This window comes from Lacimicrobium alkaliphilum, from assembly GCF_002591895.1.
In the GTDB taxonomy this organism is placed as follows: Bacteria; Pseudomonadota; Gammaproteobacteria; order Enterobacterales; family Alteromonadaceae; genus Lacimicrobium; species Lacimicrobium alkaliphilum.
Window position 1 is genome coordinate 31,668 of the sequence record NZ_NISX01000021.1, and the last position, 19,172, is coordinate 50,839.

General features: G+C 49.2%; 18 protein-coding genes and 1 tRNA gene. 6 read left to right on the top strand and 13 right to left on the bottom strand.

What is annotated here, in order from left to right; genetic code table 11:
• Positions 1–20: 20 nt before the first annotated feature.
• On the bottom strand, positions 21–2,435 hold the full coding sequence (locus CDA54_RS16850) for a Lon protease family protein (RefSeq protein ID WP_229748186.1): 2,415 nt from the start codon (positions 2,433–2,435) through the stop codon (positions 21–23).
• A 110-nt stretch (positions 2,436–2,545) separates the two neighbouring features.
• Here CDA54_RS16850 and CDA54_RS16855 point away from each other — a divergent pair, with 110 nt between their 5' ends.
• Positions 2,546–3,079, top strand: coding sequence for an SRPBCC family protein (locus CDA54_RS16855; protein ID WP_099036213.1), 534 nt, complete (start codon positions 2,546–2,548; stop codon positions 3,077–3,079).
• Positions 3,080–3,293: 214 nt separating this feature from the next.
• On the opposite strand, the gene CDA54_RS16860 is transcribed toward CDA54_RS16855, so the two are convergent.
• The 7 genes from CDA54_RS16860 to rlmE form a co-directional block, all read right to left on the bottom strand.
• Positions 3,294–3,380 (bottom strand) — tRNA-Leu (locus CDA54_RS16860).
• 6 nt (positions 3,381–3,386) lie between these two features.
• Complete coding sequence (gene secG / locus CDA54_RS16865; protein ID WP_099036214.1) at positions 3,387–3,725, bottom strand: preprotein translocase subunit SecG; 339 nt, start codon at positions 3,723–3,725, stop codon at positions 3,387–3,389.
• Positions 3,726–3,738: 13 nt separating this feature from the next.
• Positions 3,739–4,491, bottom strand: coding sequence for a triose-phosphate isomerase (gene tpiA / locus CDA54_RS16870; RefSeq protein ID WP_099036215.1), 753 nt, complete (start codon positions 4,489–4,491; stop codon positions 3,739–3,741).
• A gap of 92 nt (positions 4,492–4,583) precedes the next feature.
• On the bottom strand, positions 4,584–5,930 hold the full coding sequence (gene glmM, locus CDA54_RS16875; RefSeq protein WP_099036216.1) for a phosphoglucosamine mutase: 1,347 nt from the start codon (positions 5,928–5,930) through the stop codon (positions 4,584–4,586).
• Positions 5,931–5,938: 8 nt separating this feature from the next.
• The gene (folP, locus tag CDA54_RS16880; RefSeq protein ID WP_099036217.1) at positions 5,939–6,784 is read right to left on the bottom strand and encodes a dihydropteroate synthase; all 846 of its coding nucleotides are present in this window, start codon (positions 6,782–6,784) and stop codon (positions 5,939–5,941) included.
• A gap of 82 nt (positions 6,785–6,866) precedes the next feature.
• Positions 6,867–8,819 (bottom strand): ATP-dependent zinc metalloprotease FtsH, encoded by a 1,953-nt coding sequence (ftsH, locus tag CDA54_RS16885; protein ID WP_099036218.1) that lies wholly within the window; start codon positions 8,817–8,819, stop codon positions 6,867–6,869.
• Positions 8,820–9,068: 249 nt separating this feature from the next.
• The gene (gene rlmE / locus CDA54_RS16890; RefSeq protein WP_099036219.1) at positions 9,069–9,701 is read right to left on the bottom strand and encodes a 23S rRNA (uridine(2552)-2'-O)-methyltransferase RlmE; all 633 of its coding nucleotides are present in this window, start codon (positions 9,699–9,701) and stop codon (positions 9,069–9,071) included.
• Between the two features lie 120 nt (positions 9,702–9,821).
• Here rlmE and yhbY point away from each other — a divergent pair, with 120 nt between their 5' ends.
• The 5 genes from yhbY (at position 9,822) to CDA54_RS16920 (ending at position 15,142) form a co-directional block, all read left to right on the top strand.
• A complete protein-coding gene (gene yhbY / locus CDA54_RS16895; protein WP_099036220.1) occupies positions 9,822–10,118 on the top strand; it encodes a ribosome assembly RNA-binding protein YhbY in 297 nt (98 codons plus the stop codon).
• 490 nt (positions 10,119–10,608) lie between these two features.
• Complete coding sequence (locus tag CDA54_RS16905; protein ID WP_099036222.1) at positions 10,609–11,001, top strand: H-NS family histone-like protein; 393 nt, start codon at positions 10,609–10,611, stop codon at positions 10,999–11,001.
• A gap of 218 nt (positions 11,002–11,219) precedes the next feature.
• Positions 11,220–12,137 carry an AAA family ATPase gene (locus tag CDA54_RS16910; protein ID WP_099036223.1) on the top strand — a complete coding sequence of 306 codons (918 nt, stop codon included), beginning with the start codon at positions 11,220–11,222 and terminating at the stop codon, positions 12,135–12,137.
• A 4-nt stretch (positions 12,138–12,141) separates the two neighbouring features.
• A complete protein-coding gene (locus CDA54_RS16915; protein WP_099036224.1) occupies positions 12,142–13,119 on the top strand; it encodes a DUF58 domain-containing protein in 978 nt (325 codons plus the stop codon).
• Positions 13,109–15,142, top strand: coding sequence for a transglutaminase TgpA family protein (locus CDA54_RS16920; RefSeq protein WP_180237261.1), 2,034 nt, complete (start codon positions 13,109–13,111; stop codon positions 15,140–15,142). Before CDA54_RS16915 ends, CDA54_RS16920 begins: the two co-directional genes overlap by 11 nt.
• 24 nt (positions 15,143–15,166) lie before the next feature.
• On the opposite strand, the gene ybgF is transcribed toward CDA54_RS16920, so the two are convergent.
• From ybgF to tolR, 5 genes are read right to left on the bottom strand one after another with little or no spacing between them, the layout of a single operon-like run.
• Positions 15,167–15,928 carry a tol-pal system protein YbgF gene (ybgF, locus tag CDA54_RS16925; protein ID WP_099036226.1) on the bottom strand — a complete coding sequence of 254 codons (762 nt, stop codon included), beginning with the start codon at positions 15,926–15,928 and terminating at the stop codon, positions 15,167–15,169.
• Positions 15,929–15,937: 9 nt separating this feature from the next.
• Positions 15,938–16,483, bottom strand: coding sequence for a peptidoglycan-associated lipoprotein Pal (gene pal / locus CDA54_RS16930; protein ID WP_099036227.1), 546 nt, complete (start codon positions 16,481–16,483; stop codon positions 15,938–15,940).
• Positions 16,484–16,520: 37 nt separating this feature from the next.
• Positions 16,521–17,885 carry a Tol-Pal system beta propeller repeat protein TolB gene (tolB, locus tag CDA54_RS16935; RefSeq protein ID WP_099036228.1) on the bottom strand — a complete coding sequence of 455 codons (1,365 nt, stop codon included), beginning with the start codon at positions 17,883–17,885 and terminating at the stop codon, positions 16,521–16,523.
• Position 17,886: 1 nt separating this feature from the next.
• The gene (gene tolA, locus CDA54_RS16940; protein ID WP_099036229.1) at positions 17,887–18,744 is read right to left on the bottom strand and encodes a cell envelope integrity protein TolA; all 858 of its coding nucleotides are present in this window, start codon (positions 18,742–18,744) and stop codon (positions 17,887–17,889) included.
• A gap of 3 nt (positions 18,745–18,747) precedes the next feature.
• Positions 18,748–19,167: a protein TolR gene (tolR, locus tag CDA54_RS16945; protein ID WP_062478012.1), complete on the bottom strand. Its 420-nt coding sequence runs from the start codon at positions 19,165–19,167 to the stop codon at positions 18,748–18,750.
• Positions 19,168–19,172: the final 5 nt, after the last annotated feature.

Below are 19,172 nucleotides of genomic sequence, written 5' to 3' on the forward strand. Positions count from 1 at the left end.
CACCTGGAAGAAATAGCGGGTTAATCCTGATCAGAGCCATTAACAATATGCGCTATTTGTTGCAGGCGATTAACCGCCAGGCTGTTGATGGTGCCTTTGGGGTAACGGCCACGGCTGGACAGAACACCTACATCACGGTTCATTAATACCGCAAGCGCCTGATCGACAGTTTCCACTGCGTAAATATGAAAACGCCCCTGCTTCACTGACTGAATCACTTCTTTTTCAAGCATCAGGTTAACCTGATTAGATTTGGGGATGACTACCCCCTGATTTCCGGTCAGGCCACGATGGGCGCAGAGCTTGTAAAAGCCCTCAATTTTTTCGTTCACACCGCCCACACTCTGCACCTGACCATACTGGTTAATAGAGCCGGTTACCGCCAGCTCCTGTTTGACCGGTGTCAGGGTCAGTGCTGAAATCAGGGCGACCAGCTCAGCCAGTGAAGCACTGTCACCATCTATCTGGCCGTAAGATTGTTCAATAGCAATATTGGCAGATAACGTTAGTGGGAACCACTGCGCATATTTGTGTCCCAGATAACCGGTGAGCAACATCACCCCTTTGGAATGAATTGGTCTGCCCAGCTCAACTTCCCGTTCGATATCCACCACCCCATTGGCGCCTGCATATACCGTAGAGCTGATACGAGCCGGGGTACCAAACAGACTGTCACCGATTTCCAGCACAGTGAGGCCATTGACCTTGCCTATCGCCTCCCCTTCAGTCTCAATCAGGATCTGTCCCTCTTTGATGTCATCCAGTAAGGCCTGGCTGATGCGGCCACTGCGCCGGGTCTTGGCTTCCAACGCCGTTTCAATGTGGCTTACATCCAGCGCAAGGGTTTGCTCCTGTGAACAAAAGTAACGGGCCTCATGCAGCAGTTCAATCACGTCGGCAAAACGAGCCGACAAACGATGCTGGTGCTCCGCAAGGCGCAGGCTGAACTCCACCAGTCGATACATGGCCCTCACAGAGATACTCTCCAGCCCCATGTCTTTAATCTGACTGCGCACACGGCCAACAAAATCGAACAGAGTGACTTTGTCGAGGGGAATTTCATAATCAAAATCCACCAGAACCCGAAACAATTCATCAAACTCGTCTTCATAGTCCTGCAGGTTGTAATACAGCTCACGTGACCCCATCAGCACAACTTTCACTTTAACGGGGATACTCTGTGGTGTCAGCGTCATCGAGTTGACCATGCCGATGTCATGCTGATTGGGATCCATCTTCAGTTCACCATGCATCAGTGCCAGCTTCAGCGCCTCCCATACATAAGGTTGCTGAATCATTTTATCCGCATCCAGCAGCAAATATCCGCCATTAGCCTTGTGCAGGGCACCGGGACGAATCATCCGGTAATTGGTGAATACCGAACCCTGTACATTAGTGTATTCCACCCGCCCGAACAGGTTCTGATAGGTTGGATTAGGCTCATAAACCACAGGAGCGCCATCATTAATGTCGTGGCTAACCAGAATATTGGGCAGATACTGCTCTTCCAGCACCGAGCGCTTATCGTATTCGTCCTGTTTTTCTTCCTTGTTTTCCTCGGCCAGGATCTCCACCACAGTCTCGACCAGATGGGGCTTAAGCTGGCGTAATGATTTAAGGATACCGAGATCGCCGGCATATTTATGTTCAAGTTCCTTGAGTACCGGTTTTATACCCAGCTCCGCTGTCTCTTTTTTCAGCTTGCGCTGCATTTCTGATGACTCACGTTTCCACTGCGGCAGTTCAAGTAACTGCTCACTAAGGCGATCTTCAAGTTGATTAATCAGATCATAGAAATGCTGGCGTTGTGGTTCTGACAGCTTAGCGAACTCTTCATCGTTGACCGGTTTCCCTTTGACTATCGGGGCAAAACTGATGGTACCGTTTTCCTCATACAAGGCCACATCCTGACTTTGTGCAAACTGCTCAACGTCTTCGATAGCCTTTTCATAACGCTTATCGAACTGCCGTTTAATATTGGCTTTCTTGCGCTGATAACCGGGATTATCAAAAGCCGCAGGAAAGGTATCCAGCAACTCGTCAATCAGCCCATTCATATCCTTTAGCAGCTTACGGCTATCACCGGCAGGCAAATGCAGAGCATAAGGCTCACGCTCATCTTCAAAGTTATTGATATAGCACCAGTCATCCGGGCTGGGCATGTTACTCACATGACTGGCAATATGCTCATGCACCAGCGTAAAGCGTCCGGTCGCCGCCTCTCCCATGACATAAAGGTTGTAGCCCCGGGCATCAATCCCCAATCCAAACTTTAAGGCTTCCCGGGCCCTGTTCTGGCCGATGAATGTGGAATTCAGCGCCCGATCATCCTTCATGGCCAGATTGATTCGCTGGCGACTTGGCTTGGCAGTTAATTGTTGATGGGTCAGTTCTGTTGCGTGTGGCATTAAATAGGCTAATACTGAATCTTTCATTCAAGTGAAACCCGATTCGGCGGGCCTGTCAAACGCCTTGATACAAAACCTTGGTTAAAGACGTTTTTTCGGCTATTAAATAATCAGCGACAACATTCAGGAACCACATCATGAACGCATTATCAGCTGGCCTGGTCCCGGCAATGGTCATCAGTTTATCCGCCCATGCTGAGGTCAAAGGAATTGGCGAGTACGGTTTTATTATCGAGAACCGTGTTCAGGTAGCCACGTCTCCTGAGGTCAGTTGGAGTGCGCTGGTCAACGATGTGGGGAAATGGTGGCCAGGGGATCACAGCTGGTTTGGTAAAGCGGAGAACTTTAGTATTGCAGCCAGCGCCGGGGGCTGCTTCTGCGAAATTTCCGGTGAGAATCAGGTTCAGCATATGCAAGTTGAAGTGGTGCAGCCTCCGGGCCTGCTCCGCATGACCGGAGGCCTGGGACCACTGCAATCAATGGGGTTATATGGCGCGCTGGACTGGAAACTGAGTGGAACAGATACCGGCACTGAAATCGTGCTGACCTACAAGGTCCATGGTTTCAACCCCGAAGGGTTTAAAGAGCTGGCTCCCATTGTCGATCATGTTCAGGGGCTGCAACTGGGTGGTTTAAAAGACTATCTGAGTGCCGACGGACCGACAAAATAGCAGACATCGCCGCTCCTGCGCATCCTTGCGCCCACGGCATACGACCGCCAGGGATGGCGGAAGTGCAGGTCATGCAGGAGCACCATGGCGTATGGAACGCCATGGAACAGCTTTAGCTGGCCTGCCTAGCAGGTAAACTACAGGGAAGTAGCTTATAATTACCTGCCCGTCCATCCCTGGGCATAAAAAAACCGGCTTTCGCCGGTTTTCAATTTGGTGCGGATGGCGAGACTTGAACTCGCACGACCGTTAGGCCACTACCCCCTCAAGATAGCGTGTCTACCAATTCCACCACATCCGCATAAACTCAGTCAGGGATATCTGTAGGTTGATTCCCCGGAACATCCTGCTCGGCAGGTACCTGCTCAGAGGCCGGCACTTCGAGATTCTCCCACTCATCACCTTGCTTCTCATTACCTGCCGTCATCGCACCGAGAAGCAGGCTGATGGCAAAAAACAATGTTGCCAGAACAGCAGTAAAGCGGCTTAAAAAGTTACCCGAACCGCCTGAACCAAATACGGTGTTGGACGCACCGGCACCAAACGAGGCACCCATGTCTGCGCCTTTACCACGCTGAATCAGCACCAGGCCGATTAATCCAAGCGCGACCAGCAGATATACCACCATTAATACTTCGTAAAGCATGCTTTACCTCAAATCAGTTTGCCGACTGGCAAATTGCTAAAAATTCATCTTGTTTGAGACTGGCGCCGCCTATCAGGCCGCCATCTACATCTGCCTGAGCAAAGAGTGCTGAGGCGTTTCTGGCGTTAACACTGCCGCCATATAAAATTCTGATTCTCATTCCCGCTTCACTGTCAGCCTTAGCCAGATGTTCGCGGATAAATCTGTGCACATCCTGTGCTTGCTCCGGCGTCGCAGACTGACCTGTGCCTATCGCCCAAACGGGTTCGTAAGCAATCACCAACTCAGATAAGCGTTCAACCCCTATTGTGCTGATAACCGCATCCAGTTGTTCGGCTACGTAATCAAAAACCTGTCCGGCTTCACGTACCTGTAAGGGTTCGCCGACACAAACTATGGGGGTTAGCCCCTGTTCCAGCGCCGCGCTGGCTTTTTTTGCCACCAACTCATTGCTTTCACTGTGATCAGTGCGCCGCTCAGAATGGCCGACAATAACAAACTGACAACCCAGTTCTGCAAACATTCCCGCACTAATATCACCGGTATGAGCCCCAGCCTCAAACAGACTGATGTCCTGAGCACCCGTTAACAAATCCGGCGCATCAAAAGCGTTGATATACACCGCAGGAGGACAGACAACAATATCGACATTGTCCAGTTCGATGCTACTGATGCTTTGTTGCATTGTTTTGACCAATGCCAGGTTACCGTTCATCTTCCAGTTACCTGCCACTATCGGCCGTCTGTTATTATTTGCATTCGCCATCATGACTCCAGGCTCACCGGGCGCGTCAATTCAAAGCGCGCGAGAGTTTAACCAACCCACCACAAAGTTACAAGCTTCAGGTGCGCGTTTCTTTACTGTGCGGTCACTTTTCGTACCGAATCAGCAATGTGTTCTGCCCATTTTCGCGCAACACTTTCATCGGTGGCTTCCACCATCACTCTGATAAGAGGCTCAGTTCCACTTTTGCGCAGCAGTACGCGGCCCTCCTCGCCCATCGACTGCTCAGCAGCGGCAACTGAGGTTTGCACTTCATCACTGTCAATTGGCACGGATGCCGAACCATACCGCACATTAATGAGGGTTTGCGGGAACTTTTCCACACCCTGTCGCAGTTCATAAAGGTTCATATCAGCACGCAGCATTGAGGTTAACACCTGCAAACCGGACACAATACCGTCGCCCGTCGAAGCCACGCCCAGGTTCAGTACATGCCCTGAACTTTCGCCGCCGATATTCCAGCCCTTTTCATTGAGCAGTTCCATCACATATCGATCGCCAACCTTACTGCGCGCAAACGGAATAGCCAACTGACCCAGCGCCACTTCCAGCCCCAGGTTACTCATCAGCGTACCGACCACACCACCACCGTTCAGTCGCCCTGATTTAAGGGCGTCCCGGGCGATGATATAGACAATTTCATCACCGTCGACCAGATTTCCCTTATGGTCAACCATCATAATCCGATCGCCGTCACCATCCAGAGCAAAACCAAGATCGGCATTTTCCGCCAATACTTTCTGGGTGATCGCCTGCATGGATGTCGCGCCCACTTCCTCATTGATATTCAGACCATTGGGAGAGGTGCCAATTTCGATGACCTCAGCACCCAGCTCTCTGAGTACATTCGGCGCAATATGGTAAGTAGCGCCATGGGCACAATCGACAACAATCTTAAGTCCCGTCAAAGATAACTCTGACGGGAATGTACCCTTACAAAATTCTATATAGCGGCCCGCAGCATCGGCGACACGGATAGCCTTGCCCAACTTGTCAGAGTCCACACACTCCATGGGCTGTTCCATTTGTGCTTCAATGGCCTTTTCAACCTCATCAGGCAACTTAAAACCATCGGCAGAGAAAAACTTAATCCCGTTATCATAATAGGGATTGTGCGATGCGCTGATAACAATCCCGGCCTCAGAGCGAAAAGTTTTGGTCAGATAAGCAATCGCCGGCGTTGGCATGGGCCCTAATAATCCCACATTGATACCGGCGGCGGACAGCCCCGACTCCAACGCGGATTCGAGCATATAGCCAGAAATCCGGGTATCTTTACCAATCAACACTTTATTGGTGCCACGGCCGGATAAAACTCTGCCGGCGGCCCAGCCCAATTTGATAACAAATTCCGGATTGATTGGGCTCTCACCCACCTTGCCGCGAATACCATCTGTTCCAAAATATTTTCTCTGACTCATTGTCTTCCTTATACCGACTTTGATCGGCTTTCTTCTGAATTCAGGGTCGCCTGAACCACCTTTAGTGCATCTGCTGTGGGCTTCACATCATGTACACGAATAATCTGAGCACCTTTGATTGCTGCAATAGTGGCACAAGCCAGACTGCCCGCGAGCCGCTCTTCGACTTCATTGTTGAGTAGCTTTCCCAACATCGATTTACGAGACATGCCCACCAGCAGGGGACAGCCTAATTGGTGAAAATGCCCGAGCTGGTTTAACAACTGGTAATTATGCTGCAAACTCTTGCCAAAACCAAAGCCCGGATCTAATAAAACACGTTCCTGTCTGATTCCTGCCTTACTGCAAGCCTCGAGTCGTTGTCGGAACATCGCGCTAATGTCGCCAAGCAAGTCATCATAATGAGGCTGGTGCTGCATTGTACGGGGTTGTCCCTGCATATGCATAAGACATACTGCCGCATTGGTGGATGAGGCAGCTATCAGGGCACCGTCTTCCTGTAGCGCCCGTACGTCGTTAATCAAGACGGCACCCGCTTTGACCGCTTCGGTCATCACTTGCGCTTTGCTGGTATCAATGGAAATCAGGGTATCAAAATTACGGCTGATAGCTTCTATGACCGGAACGACCCGATCTAACTCCTGCTGTACTGAAACATTTTTTGCACCCGGCCTGGTCGATTCACCACCTACATCAATAAAATCGGCCCCTTCACAAAGCATGTTCTTTGTCTGACGCAATGCGCTATCTAAGTGGTTATATCTGCCACCATCGGAAAACGAGTCCGGCGTTACATTTAATATTCCCATCACCCTGGGAATGGATAAATCCAGTGTTTTATTGGCAAATTTCATTATCTTTGTCTCTGGTATCCATTGGGACTACATACAGCAAGGGCGCCCTAAAGCGCCCCTTTTTATTCATAAAGTGGATTAACTAACCAGGTAAATCTCCCGGTTTACCCACTTCCGCATTGTTCGATTTTTCTTCCTTATCCTTCGATTCATCCTCGCCTTTTCCTGAGTCTCTCGGCTCATTGCCTTTGGGTTTGTCGTTATCATCATCCCAATCAGCGGGCGGGCGTACGTCTTTACGAGCCATCAAGTCGTCAATCTGCTTGGCGTCGATGGTCTCGTATTTCATCAGCGCATCCTTCATAGCATGTAAAATATCCATGTTATTCTTGAGAATGCTCTCAGCGCGTTGGTAGTTACGATCTATTACTGCCTTGATTTCCGCGTCAATGGCTCTGGCAGTATCATCGGACATGTTGCTGGCTTTGGCCATACTGCGCCCCAGAAACACTTCGCCCTCTTCTTCAGCATAAAGCATTGGCCCCATTTTCTCGGACAGCCCCCACTGAGTAACCATTTTCCGGGCCAGGTCTGTGGCACGCTCGATATCATTAGAAGCGCCGGTGGTCACTTTCTCGCCACCATAAATAATATCTTCGGCTATCCGGCCTCCGTATAAACTGGAGATCATACTTTCGATATGCTGCTTGGTATAACTGAATCTATCCTGTTCAGGCAGATACATGGTTACCCCAAGTGCCCGGCCACGGGGAATAATCGACACCTTATACACCGGATCATGCTCAGGCACCTCGCGCCCGACAATGGCGTGACCTGCCTCATGGTAAGCGGTCATTTCTTTTTCACTTTCCGACATCACCATAGACTTGCGCTCGGCACCCATCATGATTTTGTCTTTAGCTTTATCAAACTCTTCCATGGTAACCAGGCGTCGGTTTGCCCGGGCTGCGAACAATGCCGCCTCATTAACCAGATTAGCCAGATCAGCACCGGAAAAGCCGGGTGTTCCGCGGGCAATAATCGCTGCATCCACGTTATCTGAGATGGGCACTTTGCGCATATGTACTTTGAGAATCTGTTCACGGCCACGAATGTCCGGAAGACCAACAACTACCTGACGATCGAAACGACCGGGACGCAGCAATGCCGGATCCAATACATCGGGTCGGTTTGTCGCGGCAATAACAATAATGCCTTCATGACCTTCAAAGCCATCCATCTCAACCAGCATCTGGTTAAGTGTCTGTTCACGCTCATCGTGCCCCCCACCTAAGCCAGCGCCACGCTGACGACCAACAGCATCGATCTCGTCAATAAAGATAATGCAGGGCGCTGATTTTTTAGCCTGTTCAAACATGTCACGAACCCTGGAGGCACCGACACCCACAAACATTTCCACAAAATCTGAACCTGAGATAGTGAAAAAAGGCACCTTGGCTTCACCGGCAATAGCTTTGGCCAACAACGTCTTACCCGTACCCGGAGGCCCCACCATCAATACACCAGTGGGAATTTTGCCACCGAGCTTCTGGAACTTAGTCGGTTCCCGTAAAAAATCCACCAGTTCGGAAACTTCTTCCTTGGCCTCATCGCAACCGGCAACATCCATAAAGGTCGTCTTTATCTGGTCTTCACCCAGAAGGCGGGCTTTACTCTTGCCAAAAGACATGGCGCCGCGACCACCGCCGCCTTGCATCTGGCGCATAAAGAAAATCCATACACCAATCAACAACAGCATCGGGAACCAGGAGATAAAGATATTAGCCAGCATGGAAGGTTTTTCCGGTGGCTCACCTATTACTCTGACGTCACTTTTCAATAAATCGTTGAGCAGATCTTCATCATATGCAGTAGGTATATAGGTTACGAAGTTTTCACCACTACGTTTAATACCTTTAATTTCCCGACCACTGATGCGTGCTTCGCGGATCAACCCCTGATTCACCTCTTTGATGAACTGGGTATAGTCATACTGTCGGCCGGCAGTATCGCTCGGCGTAAAGCTCTGGAATACCGTCATCAGAACAACGGCGATCACCAACCACAGAATTAAATTTTTTGCCATATCGCTCAACGCTATAACCTCTGTAAAACAGTTTGTTTGCCGGGCAGTTTGCGCCTGTTGGTTGCAACTACCCGGCTTGCCATCACAGACGGGGTTCCCCGACCGCATTTTGGTTTATCCACTCTGGTCTAAACCGGCAGCTTTCTCAGATCCTGCCAGATAAGCACGTCAGATTCTTTAATCTGGCTCCATCGACAGCGCCAAGACTACTATAGTTTATACTCTTGTGACAGAGCAGGCCTGATCTTGTCAGCCAATTTATCCAGCCTTAAATCCCGTCGCCACCAGATACACTTCACGTGACCTGGCCCGCGAAGAATCAGGTTTACGGGTCTTAATGTTCTTAAATGCCTGTCTCATTTGTACAAAAAACTCATCAAAACCTTCGCCCTGAAATACTTTGACAGCAAAACTGCCGTTCGGTTTTAGTACCTGTCTGCACATATCCATTGCCAATTCTACCAGATACATGGATCGGGCCTGATCCACCGCATTATTTCCACTCATGTTCGGTGCCATATCTGACAACACCACATCCACATTGTTTCCGCCGATTCGATTTAATAATGCGTCAATCACTGCTTCTTCGCGAAAATCCCCTTGCAGAAAGTCTACGCCGGGCAAAGGCTCCATAGGCAGAATATCACAGGCTATCACCTGCCCCTTATCACCTACCAGTTGTGCAGACAACTGAGACCACCCACCAGGAGCCGCTCCTAAGTCTACGACCGTCATCGCCGGTTTGATCAATCTGTCCTTCTGCTGAATCTGCTCCAGCTTAAAGACAGCCCGTGAGCGCCAGCCCTGCTTCTGTGCTTTTTGCACATAGGGATCATCAAAATGTTCTTTCAACCAGCGAGCACTGCTGGCAGATCGGGTCTTTTTTGTCATATCCTGAGAATGTCATTAGGCATAGCGATGAGATGACGCTAGAATACCCTTTTTTCAACCCCAACGGCACCCTCTTTAATCGGGGATGCTTGTTTAATAAACAGATAAATTTGTAACTTAATGATTCTTTCTACCAAGCAAAAGCAATACCTCAAAGGCCTGGCCCACTCTCTCAAACCCGTTGTACAACTGGGCAATAATGGCCTGACCGAAGGCGTTATGGCAGAAATCGACCTGGCACTTGAGCACCACGAGCTGATCAAGGTCAAGGTCCCTACCGATGACAAAGAGCAAAAACGTCTGATTTGTGATGCCATCAGCCGGGAAGCCAAAGCAGTCAATGTTCAGCTTATTGGTCATACACTGGTACTTTATCGCCAAAGCGATGAGAAGAAAATTCGAATTCCAAAAACCTGACACTTGGCAACCTGTACTATGCAGCGCCGCTGATTCACTGATTTTTCGGTACAGACATCAGCGCCGCTTCTGATCGTAGCCGCCTTGTTTTAACAAGGGCCACTGTGTTTCTATCAGTACTGACTCCTGCCAATATATTCGCAAGGTAAAATTTACCGATAACGGGCATCTGCGTTACCAAGGCTGTAAATATCAGATTAATTCGTTTTATTACTGAAGTTAATGAAATAGAAATCGCAGCCTTAATCTCACAAGACATTATCATTTACCCCCGGCTTCGGTGTCTTTTAAAAGTTTAAGGCTATACGCTCACCGATACTAAAAAGAATTGATGCATGCTAAAATCTGCGTTTCACACTGAATAGACACCGAAACAATAAAAACCCGACTTGTTTTATTGCAATATATTCAATGTGAATATATTTTAAATTGAGTGTCTGATACCGCAATAATTTATCCTAATTCAATATTAATCTAAAAAGGTGACTTGATGAGTGATTTTATAAAGATTCTTACCCACGCCCGACGCCTTCAGGCTGCCGTAAAGGAACTCTCTGTATCTGAACTGGAACAGGTTAGCGATAAACTCGCTGATGTTATTGAGAAAAAGAAACAACAGGAAGCTGAGAAAAGAAGAGAAACGGAAAGGAAGCAAGCAGTAAGAGATGCAATTCTCAGACAAATGCACGAGGCTGGCCTGGATATTAGTGACTTGGGTGGCTCTGCAACATCCGGCAATAAAAAAACCGGGCAGAAAAGACCGATTAAATACCGTTTTGTAGATGACGCAGGCAATGAGCACACCTGGACAGGAATTGGCCGCACACCAAAAGTATTCGCCAAGCTCAAACAGCAAGGCCAACTGGATAAACACAGCGTTTAATTTCTGCAAAATCCAATATTAAAAAGGCCGGCCCCCGGCCTTTTTTGTATCCGGTAAAAAACGGAAGTATCTTTTATACACTCTGGTTATCATCAGGAATACCTCCCCGGCATGTTGTTGTGGCAAAGTAGTGCCAATGTCCTTGAGCCCGGTCGTAATCCAACATCGCGTAAAAGGGCTATTGTTATACTATTAATTTCATAAGCAGGCGGGTAGCGATGCAAGCAAAAATACAACAGGCAGTGAATCAAATCAGTAAAGTGATTCTTGGCAAAGAGCAGGAAATAAAACTGGCCCTCACTTGCCTCCTGGCTGGCGGACACCTGCTCATAGAAGATTTGCCAGGAATGGGTAAAACCACTTTATCAAATGCCCTGGCGAGGGTATTTGGTCTTGGCTTTTCGCGTATTCAATTCACTTCCGATCTACTACCAGCAGATATGTTAGGCGTTAATATTTTTAATACCCAACATCAGGTTTTCAACTTTCATCCGGGGCCGCTGTTTAATCAGGTGGTGCTGGCGGACGAAATAAATCGTGCCAGCCCGAAGACACAAAGCGCGCTGCTTGAGGCGATGGAGGAACACCAGATCAGCCTTGATGGTGAGACCCATGCATTGCCGTCGCCCTTTTTTGTCATCGGCACCCAGAATCCGGAGCATCAGGCCGGTACCTATCCTCTACCTGAATCACAGTTAGACAGATTCCTGATGCGTATTCAGCTGGGGTACCCAAGCTGGCAGGCAGAGAAAGACATGCTCAGGCAACCCCAACAAAAGGAGGTGGAAAAGTTGCAGCCTGTTATCAGCCCCACATCCCTGATTGAACTTCAGCAACAAATCAGTGAGGTTCATGCCTCTGACGATATTCTTGATTATATCCTGCGCCTGGTTACCTATAGCCGGGAATCAGAGAAGTTTCCCAGCGCATTATCCCCCAGGGCCAGCAAAGCACTGTTGCAGGCTGCCAGGAGCTGGGCGATGGTCAACAACCGTGACTATCTTATTCCCGAAGATGTGCAGACAGTGTTACCTGCGGTCGCCGAACACCGCCTGCGCTCAGCATTAGCAGAACATCCTGCACAAACCAGTCTCAGTCAATGGTTACTGGAGCAGGTAGACCCACTGGCCGCCTGAAACCATGTTCAGAAAAACGCTTCAACCCCAAATCAATACCTGGCTGGATAAACGCATCCCGCCCGCAACCGACTTCAGCTTAAATCTGGGTAATATATTTATTTTTCCGTCCCGTTTCGGGATGCTGTACTTAATTTTGTGCGTGGCACTTTTTGTATTAGGCACAAACTATCAGAATAATTTAATATTACTGCTGGGCTTTTTTCTGCTCGCACTGTTTCTTGTCAGTCTGCTCAGCAGTTATCTGAATTTCGCAGGCCTGAAAATCATGGTGGGTAAGGTTGCTCACCCTTTTGCCGGTGACAGTGTCAGCCTGCCCTTATGGATTGATACGTCGGCGCAGAAACATAGCGCTCATGGCCGGCTGCATCTGGGGCTCTACGGCGAGAAAGTTCAATTATCGGTTGATCTCGACAGACTCACCAATCCGGCAGAACTGTCCGTTCCAACTACCCGTCGAGGGCGACTTCCACTCCCCAGGGTCACCCTTAGCAGTTACTTTCCACTGGGGATGTTCCGTTGTTGGACTCACCTGCGTTTTGACCGCAAAGTTCTGGTATACCCCTCACCTTTGCCATGCCCTGTCATTACCTATAGTGCCACCGGAGAAGAAGAGTCTGAGGGCAATGTCGCCACCGGTGAAGGCTATGATGATTTCGACAGCCTGACGGAGTATCAGCTAGGTCAACCTCTTTATCATGTCGCCTGGAAGCAGGTCGCCAAGGGACAAGGGATGATCAGCAAGAAGTTCTCCAGCACCAGCAATAATGAGGTCTGGCTGAGACTGGCATCGAAAACCGATGACGAGCTTGAAAGTCGATTGTCTCACCTGTGTTTTATGATACTGGAAATGGAAAATCGCGGACAACGGTTCGGACTGAAGCTCGGCGATAACACGATTCAACCGGGTAAAAGCAGTGCTCACCGCCACCAATGCCTGACGTCCCTGGCGCTATACAACAATGAGCACAATGATGGTTAGGCTGAATCCTTCTGCTTATAACAAGGCACATCTGTTACTGACACTGGTGCTTTGTATCAGCAGCTTCACGCTGACTGAACCACTGGAAACCTGGATCTTACTAATCGTCTGCTGCGCCACCATTATCCGCTTCAGTCTGTTTATGAATTGGCAAAAACACCAGATCTCATTGCGCACCCTGAATCTGTTAGCAATACTCAGCGCAATTGTGCTGGCAACATTTGGCTGGCAGCTTGGCCTGTTATTAGGCATGCTGAACCTACTGGTATTGGCTTCCAGCCTCAAATTAATGTTGCTGGCCAGTCGCCGGGATTATTTTCAGCTCATCAGTATTCAGTTTTTTCTGATTGGCACAGGTTTGGTATTTAACCAGAATATTGCTTTTAGCCTGTTATATGGCGCACTCACCATGATGCTTCTGCTGAGTCTGGCGTTTCATATCAGTCCCGTTAACACCTGGTCAGGGCAAATTAAACGTACCGGAAAACTCTGTCTGCAAGCAGTCCCGTTATGCATAATGCTGTTTCTTGTCACCCCAAAACTGGGCCCCATGTGGCAAATGCCAGTGGGAAAAGGAGGTGAAACCGGCCTCAGTGACAAAGTCACACCGGGAGATTTATCACAACTTGCACGCTCCTCGGATCTCGCCTTCCGGGTTAACTTTGACGATGATATTCCGGTAATGAGTGAACGCTACTGGAGAGCGCTGGTACTCGAAGATTTCGACGGCAAAAGCTGGCAAGTAGCGCCTTTTCGGGAGCGGATCCGCCAACGTTATCAACGCACTAATCATATATTCACTCCCCGGACATCGGGCCCGGGTATTGCGTATCAGGTACTCAGCGAGCCGAGCAAGAACCCCTGGCTGTTCGGGCTGGATCTGGCTGTTACCCGTGACAACACTATATGGCAAGGACGGGAATACCAGTTGATCAGCCGTTATCCATTGCAATCAGGTATATCCTATAGAGTACGTTCATACACACAGGCTCCACTTTTACCCGATGTCGAGTTATTGGACAGACGACTGAATCTGCAATTGCCTGAACAGGGAAACCCAAGAACCCGCGAATGGGCGGCAAATTTACGCCAACGGCATGATAGCGACAAAGCATTCATCGGCGCTGTCTCCAACTATTTTCAGGAACAGGAATTTCGCTATACGCTGAACCCTTCGCCTATGCCCACCAATGCCATGGATCAATTTCTGTTCGAAGACAGAGCCGGATTTTGTGTTCATTATGCGGGTGCCATGGCGTATGCACTCAGGCTCGGTGGTATTCCAGCTCGCATGGTAACAGGCTATCTGGGCGGCGAAATGCGCGGTGAAGAATATATGAGCGTGTACCAGTATGATGCTCATGCCTGGGTTGAATGGTTGTCAGAAAACGGCTGGCAACGGCTGGATCCTACAGCCCTGGTCTCTCCATTACGTTTGGAGTTCGGCTTACAACGGGCAGTGGAATACGAAGACAGCTTCATGCAGGGCTCAGCATTGAGTCGCTTGCAACAGTTAGCCTGGGTCAACGAACTGAGAATGTTATTAGCCGACATGGATTACCTGTGGAGCCGTTGGATCCTGGGCTTTGATCGTGATAATCAGGAAGACATGCTCAAAGCCCTATTAGGAGAAGTGACCCCTTTAAGGCTCGCTCTCGCCGGAGCTGCACTGGTATTGTTTACTGCATTATTGCTAGCCATTTATCAATATAAACACTGGCTCGTGATCAGACATTCATCACCCGCCTATTACTATCATAAAGGCCTCAGATTGCTGGAACGCAGCGATATAGAGCGCCCCCGCTGGATGGGTCCACAAGATTTCAACAGTCTGGTACAACAACAGCAACCGGCTCATGTTGCCAGACAATTCGATAAAATGACCCGCTGCTACCTGCGTAGCAGTTATGAAACCCGCGATGATGCTGAACAACAGATATTAAAGAAAAGGATGCGGTTTTTACTGGCGAAGCTCAAAAAAGCCCTGAAAAAGAAACCCCCAGCTAAACGCCAGGGGTTTTGACTAACTGTTATGCCTCAATCAGACTCAGCCATTATTTTTCACAGCTCGTAAACGGGGCTCAGCGAGCTTCCTGGCGGAAGACTCGGGATAATCCCGAATTACCTGTTCAAACAACTGTTGAGCCCTGGCAAGATTAGACTGATTTTGCGCAATCATACCCAGCTTCAACAATGAGTCGGCTCTCTTATTTGAACCCGGGTAGTCACTCACTACTGTTTCAAAATGGGTACTGGATTCGGCCCACTCTTGTTTGTTAAACAATAGCTGCCCTAACCAATAATGAGCATTAGCGGCATAAGACGATCCCGGATACTGCTGCAAAAATGCCTTAAATTCAGGGATCGCCTGATCATAACGCTTTTCGCGCAGGATAAGATTAACTGCCCTGTCATAGGCATCATCTTCACCCAGAGAGCTGGAACTGATTTCAGGAGTTCCGGCAGCATCATCGGCGTTTGCCTGCGATGGCATGTTCGCCGGACTACTGAGAGACTGCATACGGTTGTCGATCTCAATATACAGCTCGCGCTGACGTTGCAGAATCTGCTCCAGTTTGTAGCTGTGTTCTTCAACAGAGCCCCGTAGCTCATTAACTTCCTGCTGCATCATAACCAACTGGCGCTGAATATTATGCTGAGCACCGGAACGGGCTTCGACCATACGCTCCAGTGTCGCTATACGGCTCTCAAGACTGCCGGCACTGAGATCAGAGACCGGTGCCGGAGCAGCAATAGCTGTTGCTCCAATGGCTAAACAACTGACAACGGCCAGACCGCGATAAATCATAGGACTCTCTTACCGGTATACCAGTACACCGCGGCGATTCTTGGCAAAAGCCGATTTTGTATTGCTGGTATCCATTGGTTTTTCTTCACCATAAGAAACCACCGATACCTGAGAGGTGCTGACACCAGCATTCTGTAGGTATGTGGCAACAGATTTGGCACGACGCTCACCCAGAGCAATATTGTATTCAGGCGTACCACGGTGGTCTGTGTGACCTTCGATAGTCACAGTTTCACCTGGATTTTTGACAAGAAATGCCGCGTGCTTATCAAGAATGGAATAATACTCAGGTTTGATCGTTGATACATCAAAATCGAAATAGACCATCTGCTCATTTTGCAAGGCTTCAAGCTCTTCACGCTTGATCTCTGCAGGAGACTTCATTTGCTCCGCACTGCCGGTTTGCACCGCTGAATCCTGTTGCTCAGTAGCAGTTTCAGTGGCCTGGTTAGTACTGGCAGTCTGATCATCTACCTGGCTACTGGAGGAGCAAGCCATCAGCGTAATGACAGGCAGTGCCATAACCACGCCCTTGAATACTTTGTTTAATTGCATTCTCGTGTTCCTTATTGTTTTCAAAGGGTTTAACAAATTACATTAAAAACGGCGACCAGCTTGGTGACTTGACCTGTCCGTTAGCCGCGGGCAACCTTGCCTTGAACCGTCCATCCAGCGACACCAGCGACAACACTTGTTTGCGCTGATGTAACGTACTATAAATAATCATACTGCCATTTGGTGCAATGCTGGGCGACTCATCCAGATAGGTTTTAGTCAACACTTGCATCACACCAGAAGACAGATCCTGACGGGCAATGTGATAAGCACCATTAGTGCGATTCACCATTACCAGTTCTTTACCGTCCGGGGTAATCGTTCCCCCGAGGTTCATTTCACCAACAAAAGTCAGGCGACGAACCTTACCTGATGCTAAATTTACGCGATATAACTGAGGTTTACCACCCCGTTCTGACGTAAAGATAATGTTTTGCCCATCAGGAGTCCAGCTTGGTTCGGTGTCAATACTTCGACTGCTCGTCAACCGACGAAGCTTGCGGCTGGCCAAATCCATGATATAGAGATCCGGCTGGCCGTCTTTTGATAACACCATGGCCAGTTGTTTACCATCCGGCGAGAATTGCGGCGCGCTGTTTATTCCCGGGTAATCGGTAACCCGGGTGCGGCTCATCGTATAAATGTCCTGAATAAAGATCTGGGAGCGACGATTTTCGAAGCTCACGTAGGCCAGCTTAGTACCGTCTGGTGACCATACCGGTGACATCAGGGGCTCCTTGGAACGCAACAGCACGGTTTCGTTGTAACCATCATAATCTGCGACGACTAACTGGTAAGGAAACTCTTCTGTTTCTCTGTCGCGAACGATGACATAGGCAATACGGGTTAGAAAAGCGCCTCGCGTGCCGGTTAATTTTTCATATACAATATCGGCAACCCGATGGCCATGCTGTCTGAAACCGCCTCCATCGATAACATGCTGACGACTGGCAAGTACATGGTCTTTACTGTCAATAAGCTTACCATCACTGAGCATCTGGGCTTGCCCACCGGTAATCTGCCCCCGCACAACATCAATTAACTCAAAGCTGACACGGTAACGGTCCACGGTGTCCTGTTCTATTTTTCCTACCAGCACGGCTTCAACACCCGTAGCTGCCCAGGCGGCATAATCCACATCTCGATCCGCAGAAGGCATTTGTGGCATCCGGGCAACATTGACAGGATTAAACTTACCACTGCGTCTGAGATCCGCCGCTATCACATCTGACAACCTTTCAGGCATACTGCCCTGCCCTTCCCATTTGAACGGCACAACGGCTATCGGACGAGCAGTATCAATGCCCTCGGTGATCACAATTTCCAGCGTGGCGCTGACTCTGGCACTGACCATCATCAACAGAATAAAAAGTAAACCTGGTAAAGGGAGCGTTCTGGGCATATCAGTCTCTTTTCACTGTTAAATTAAAATTCAAAAATTGCTGCAATACATCCGGGTCTTTGGGCATTGGTAAGGTTGCCGTTTTATACACCGCAGTTTCAGCGGATTTACAGGTCCTGGGATCACCTTCCAATATTTTCACTGTTTTTACAAAACCATTTGATGCGACGCTGATATTCAGCCTGCAGGACTTGCCGCTCATCGAATCATCGACAATCCAGTTACGCTGAATAGATTGCATAATCAGCGCTCGATATTTGTCTGTTTCAGAGAGGATCTGACGCTGCCTCTGCTTTTGTCTCGCAGCCTGCTCTATCTGCAATTGTTCCTGCATCCGTCGCTCCTGTTCGGCTCTTGCCTGCTCTTCCTTGCGCTTGCGCTCAGCTTCTCTGGCTGCGGCTTCTTGCTTTTTCCGACGCTCTTCAGCTTCCCGGGCCTTTCTCTCAGCCTCTTCCTTCGCTTTCTTTTGCCGTTCCTGTTCGAGTCGTTTTGCCTTTTCCCGTTCCTGTCGCTGTTTTTCCTTTGCTTTTGCCGCAGCCTGAGCCTTACGCTGTTCTTCCTGTACTTTACGTTTCTTTTCTTCTTCTGCCCGTCGCTGCGCATCCCTGCGCTTCTGCTCAGCTTCACGAGCCTGACGTTCTATGTCGGCCAGGCGCTTACGCTCCGCCTCTTTTTGTTGCTCAATTTTCTCGAACTGACGTTCAATCACCGCACTGTCAACAGCAACAGCCTGCACCACGTTCATCTGCGGTTGTACGACTTCTGGTGTAGAACTGAAGTCCACACTAAGCATCAGCATCCCGCCCATAACCAGGTGCAACACCGCTGACCAGGCAATAGCCGGTTTAAGACTTTGCATTCACTACTCCGGCGAATCCGTCATTAACCCCACAGAAGGCACACCGGCACGCTGCAGCAATACCATCAACTGCACCACGTTATCATAAGGAACCCGTCCGTCACCTTTTACCACAACAGGCGTGTCGGGCTCTTTTTGTAAATGCGCTGCCACCAATGTTGCCAGATCAACTGCCGTCAGTGGCTCTTCCTGACTTTCCCCAACATTAAGGAAATACTCTCCATCGGCATTTACCGATGCGATCAGCGGAGGCTTACTGTCTTCAGAGAGAGCTTCAGCTGAGGCCTTAGGGAGTTCGACTTTTACCCCCTGGGTCACCAGAGGAGCTGTCACCATAAAAATAATCAGCAGCACCAGCATCACATCGATATAAGGGACCACATTGATTTCTGACACCGGACGACGGCGCTTTCTTTCGTACATGCTGT

Coding starts and splice junctions, on each gene's coding strand:
- CDA54_RS16850 (WP_229748186.1), bottom strand. CDS start 2,435: ATGAAAGATTCAGTATTAGCCTATTTAATGCCACACGCAACAGAACTG.
- CDA54_RS16855 (WP_099036213.1), top strand. CDS start 2,546: ATGAACGCATTATCAGCTGGCCTGGTCCCGGCAATGGTCATCAGTTTA.
- secG (WP_099036214.1), bottom strand. CDS start 3,725: ATGCTTTACGAAGTATTAATGGTGGTATATCTGCTGGTCGCGCTTGGA.
- tpiA (WP_099036215.1), bottom strand. CDS start 4,491: ATGGCGAATGCAAATAATAACAGACGGCCGATAGTGGCAGGTAACTGG.
- glmM (WP_099036216.1), bottom strand. CDS start 5,930: ATGAGTCAGAGAAAATATTTTGGAACAGATGGTATTCGCGGCAAGGTG.
- folP (WP_099036217.1), bottom strand. CDS start 6,784: ATGAAATTTGCCAATAAAACACTGGATTTATCCATTCCCAGGGTGATG.
- rlmE (WP_099036219.1), bottom strand. CDS start 9,701: ATGACAAAAAAGACCCGATCTGCCAGCAGTGCTCGCTGGTTGAAAGAA.
- yhbY (WP_099036220.1), top strand. CDS start 9,822: ATGATTCTTTCTACCAAGCAAAAGCAATACCTCAAAGGCCTGGCCCAC.
- CDA54_RS16905 (WP_099036222.1), top strand. CDS start 10,609: ATGAGTGATTTTATAAAGATTCTTACCCACGCCCGACGCCTTCAGGCT.
- CDA54_RS16910 (WP_099036223.1), top strand. CDS start 11,220: ATGCAAGCAAAAATACAACAGGCAGTGAATCAAATCAGTAAAGTGATT.
- CDA54_RS16915 (WP_099036224.1), top strand. CDS start 12,142: ATGTTCAGAAAAACGCTTCAACCCCAAATCAATACCTGGCTGGATAAA.
- CDA54_RS16920 (WP_180237261.1), top strand. CDS start 13,109: ATGATGGTTAGGCTGAATCCTTCTGCTTATAACAAGGCACATCTGTTA.
- ybgF (WP_099036226.1), bottom strand. CDS start 15,928: ATGATTTATCGCGGTCTGGCCGTTGTCAGTTGTTTAGCCATTGGAGCA.
- pal (WP_099036227.1), bottom strand. CDS start 16,483: ATGCAATTAAACAAAGTATTCAAGGGCGTGGTTATGGCACTGCCTGTC.
- tolB (WP_099036228.1), bottom strand. CDS start 17,885: ATGCCCAGAACGCTCCCTTTACCAGGTTTACTTTTTATTCTGTTGATG.
- tolA (WP_099036229.1), bottom strand. CDS start 18,744: ATGCAAAGTCTTAAACCGGCTATTGCCTGGTCAGCGGTGTTGCACCTG.
- tolR (WP_062478012.1), bottom strand. CDS start 19,167: ATGTACGAAAGAAAGCGCCGTCGTCCGGTGTCAGAAATCAATGTGGTC.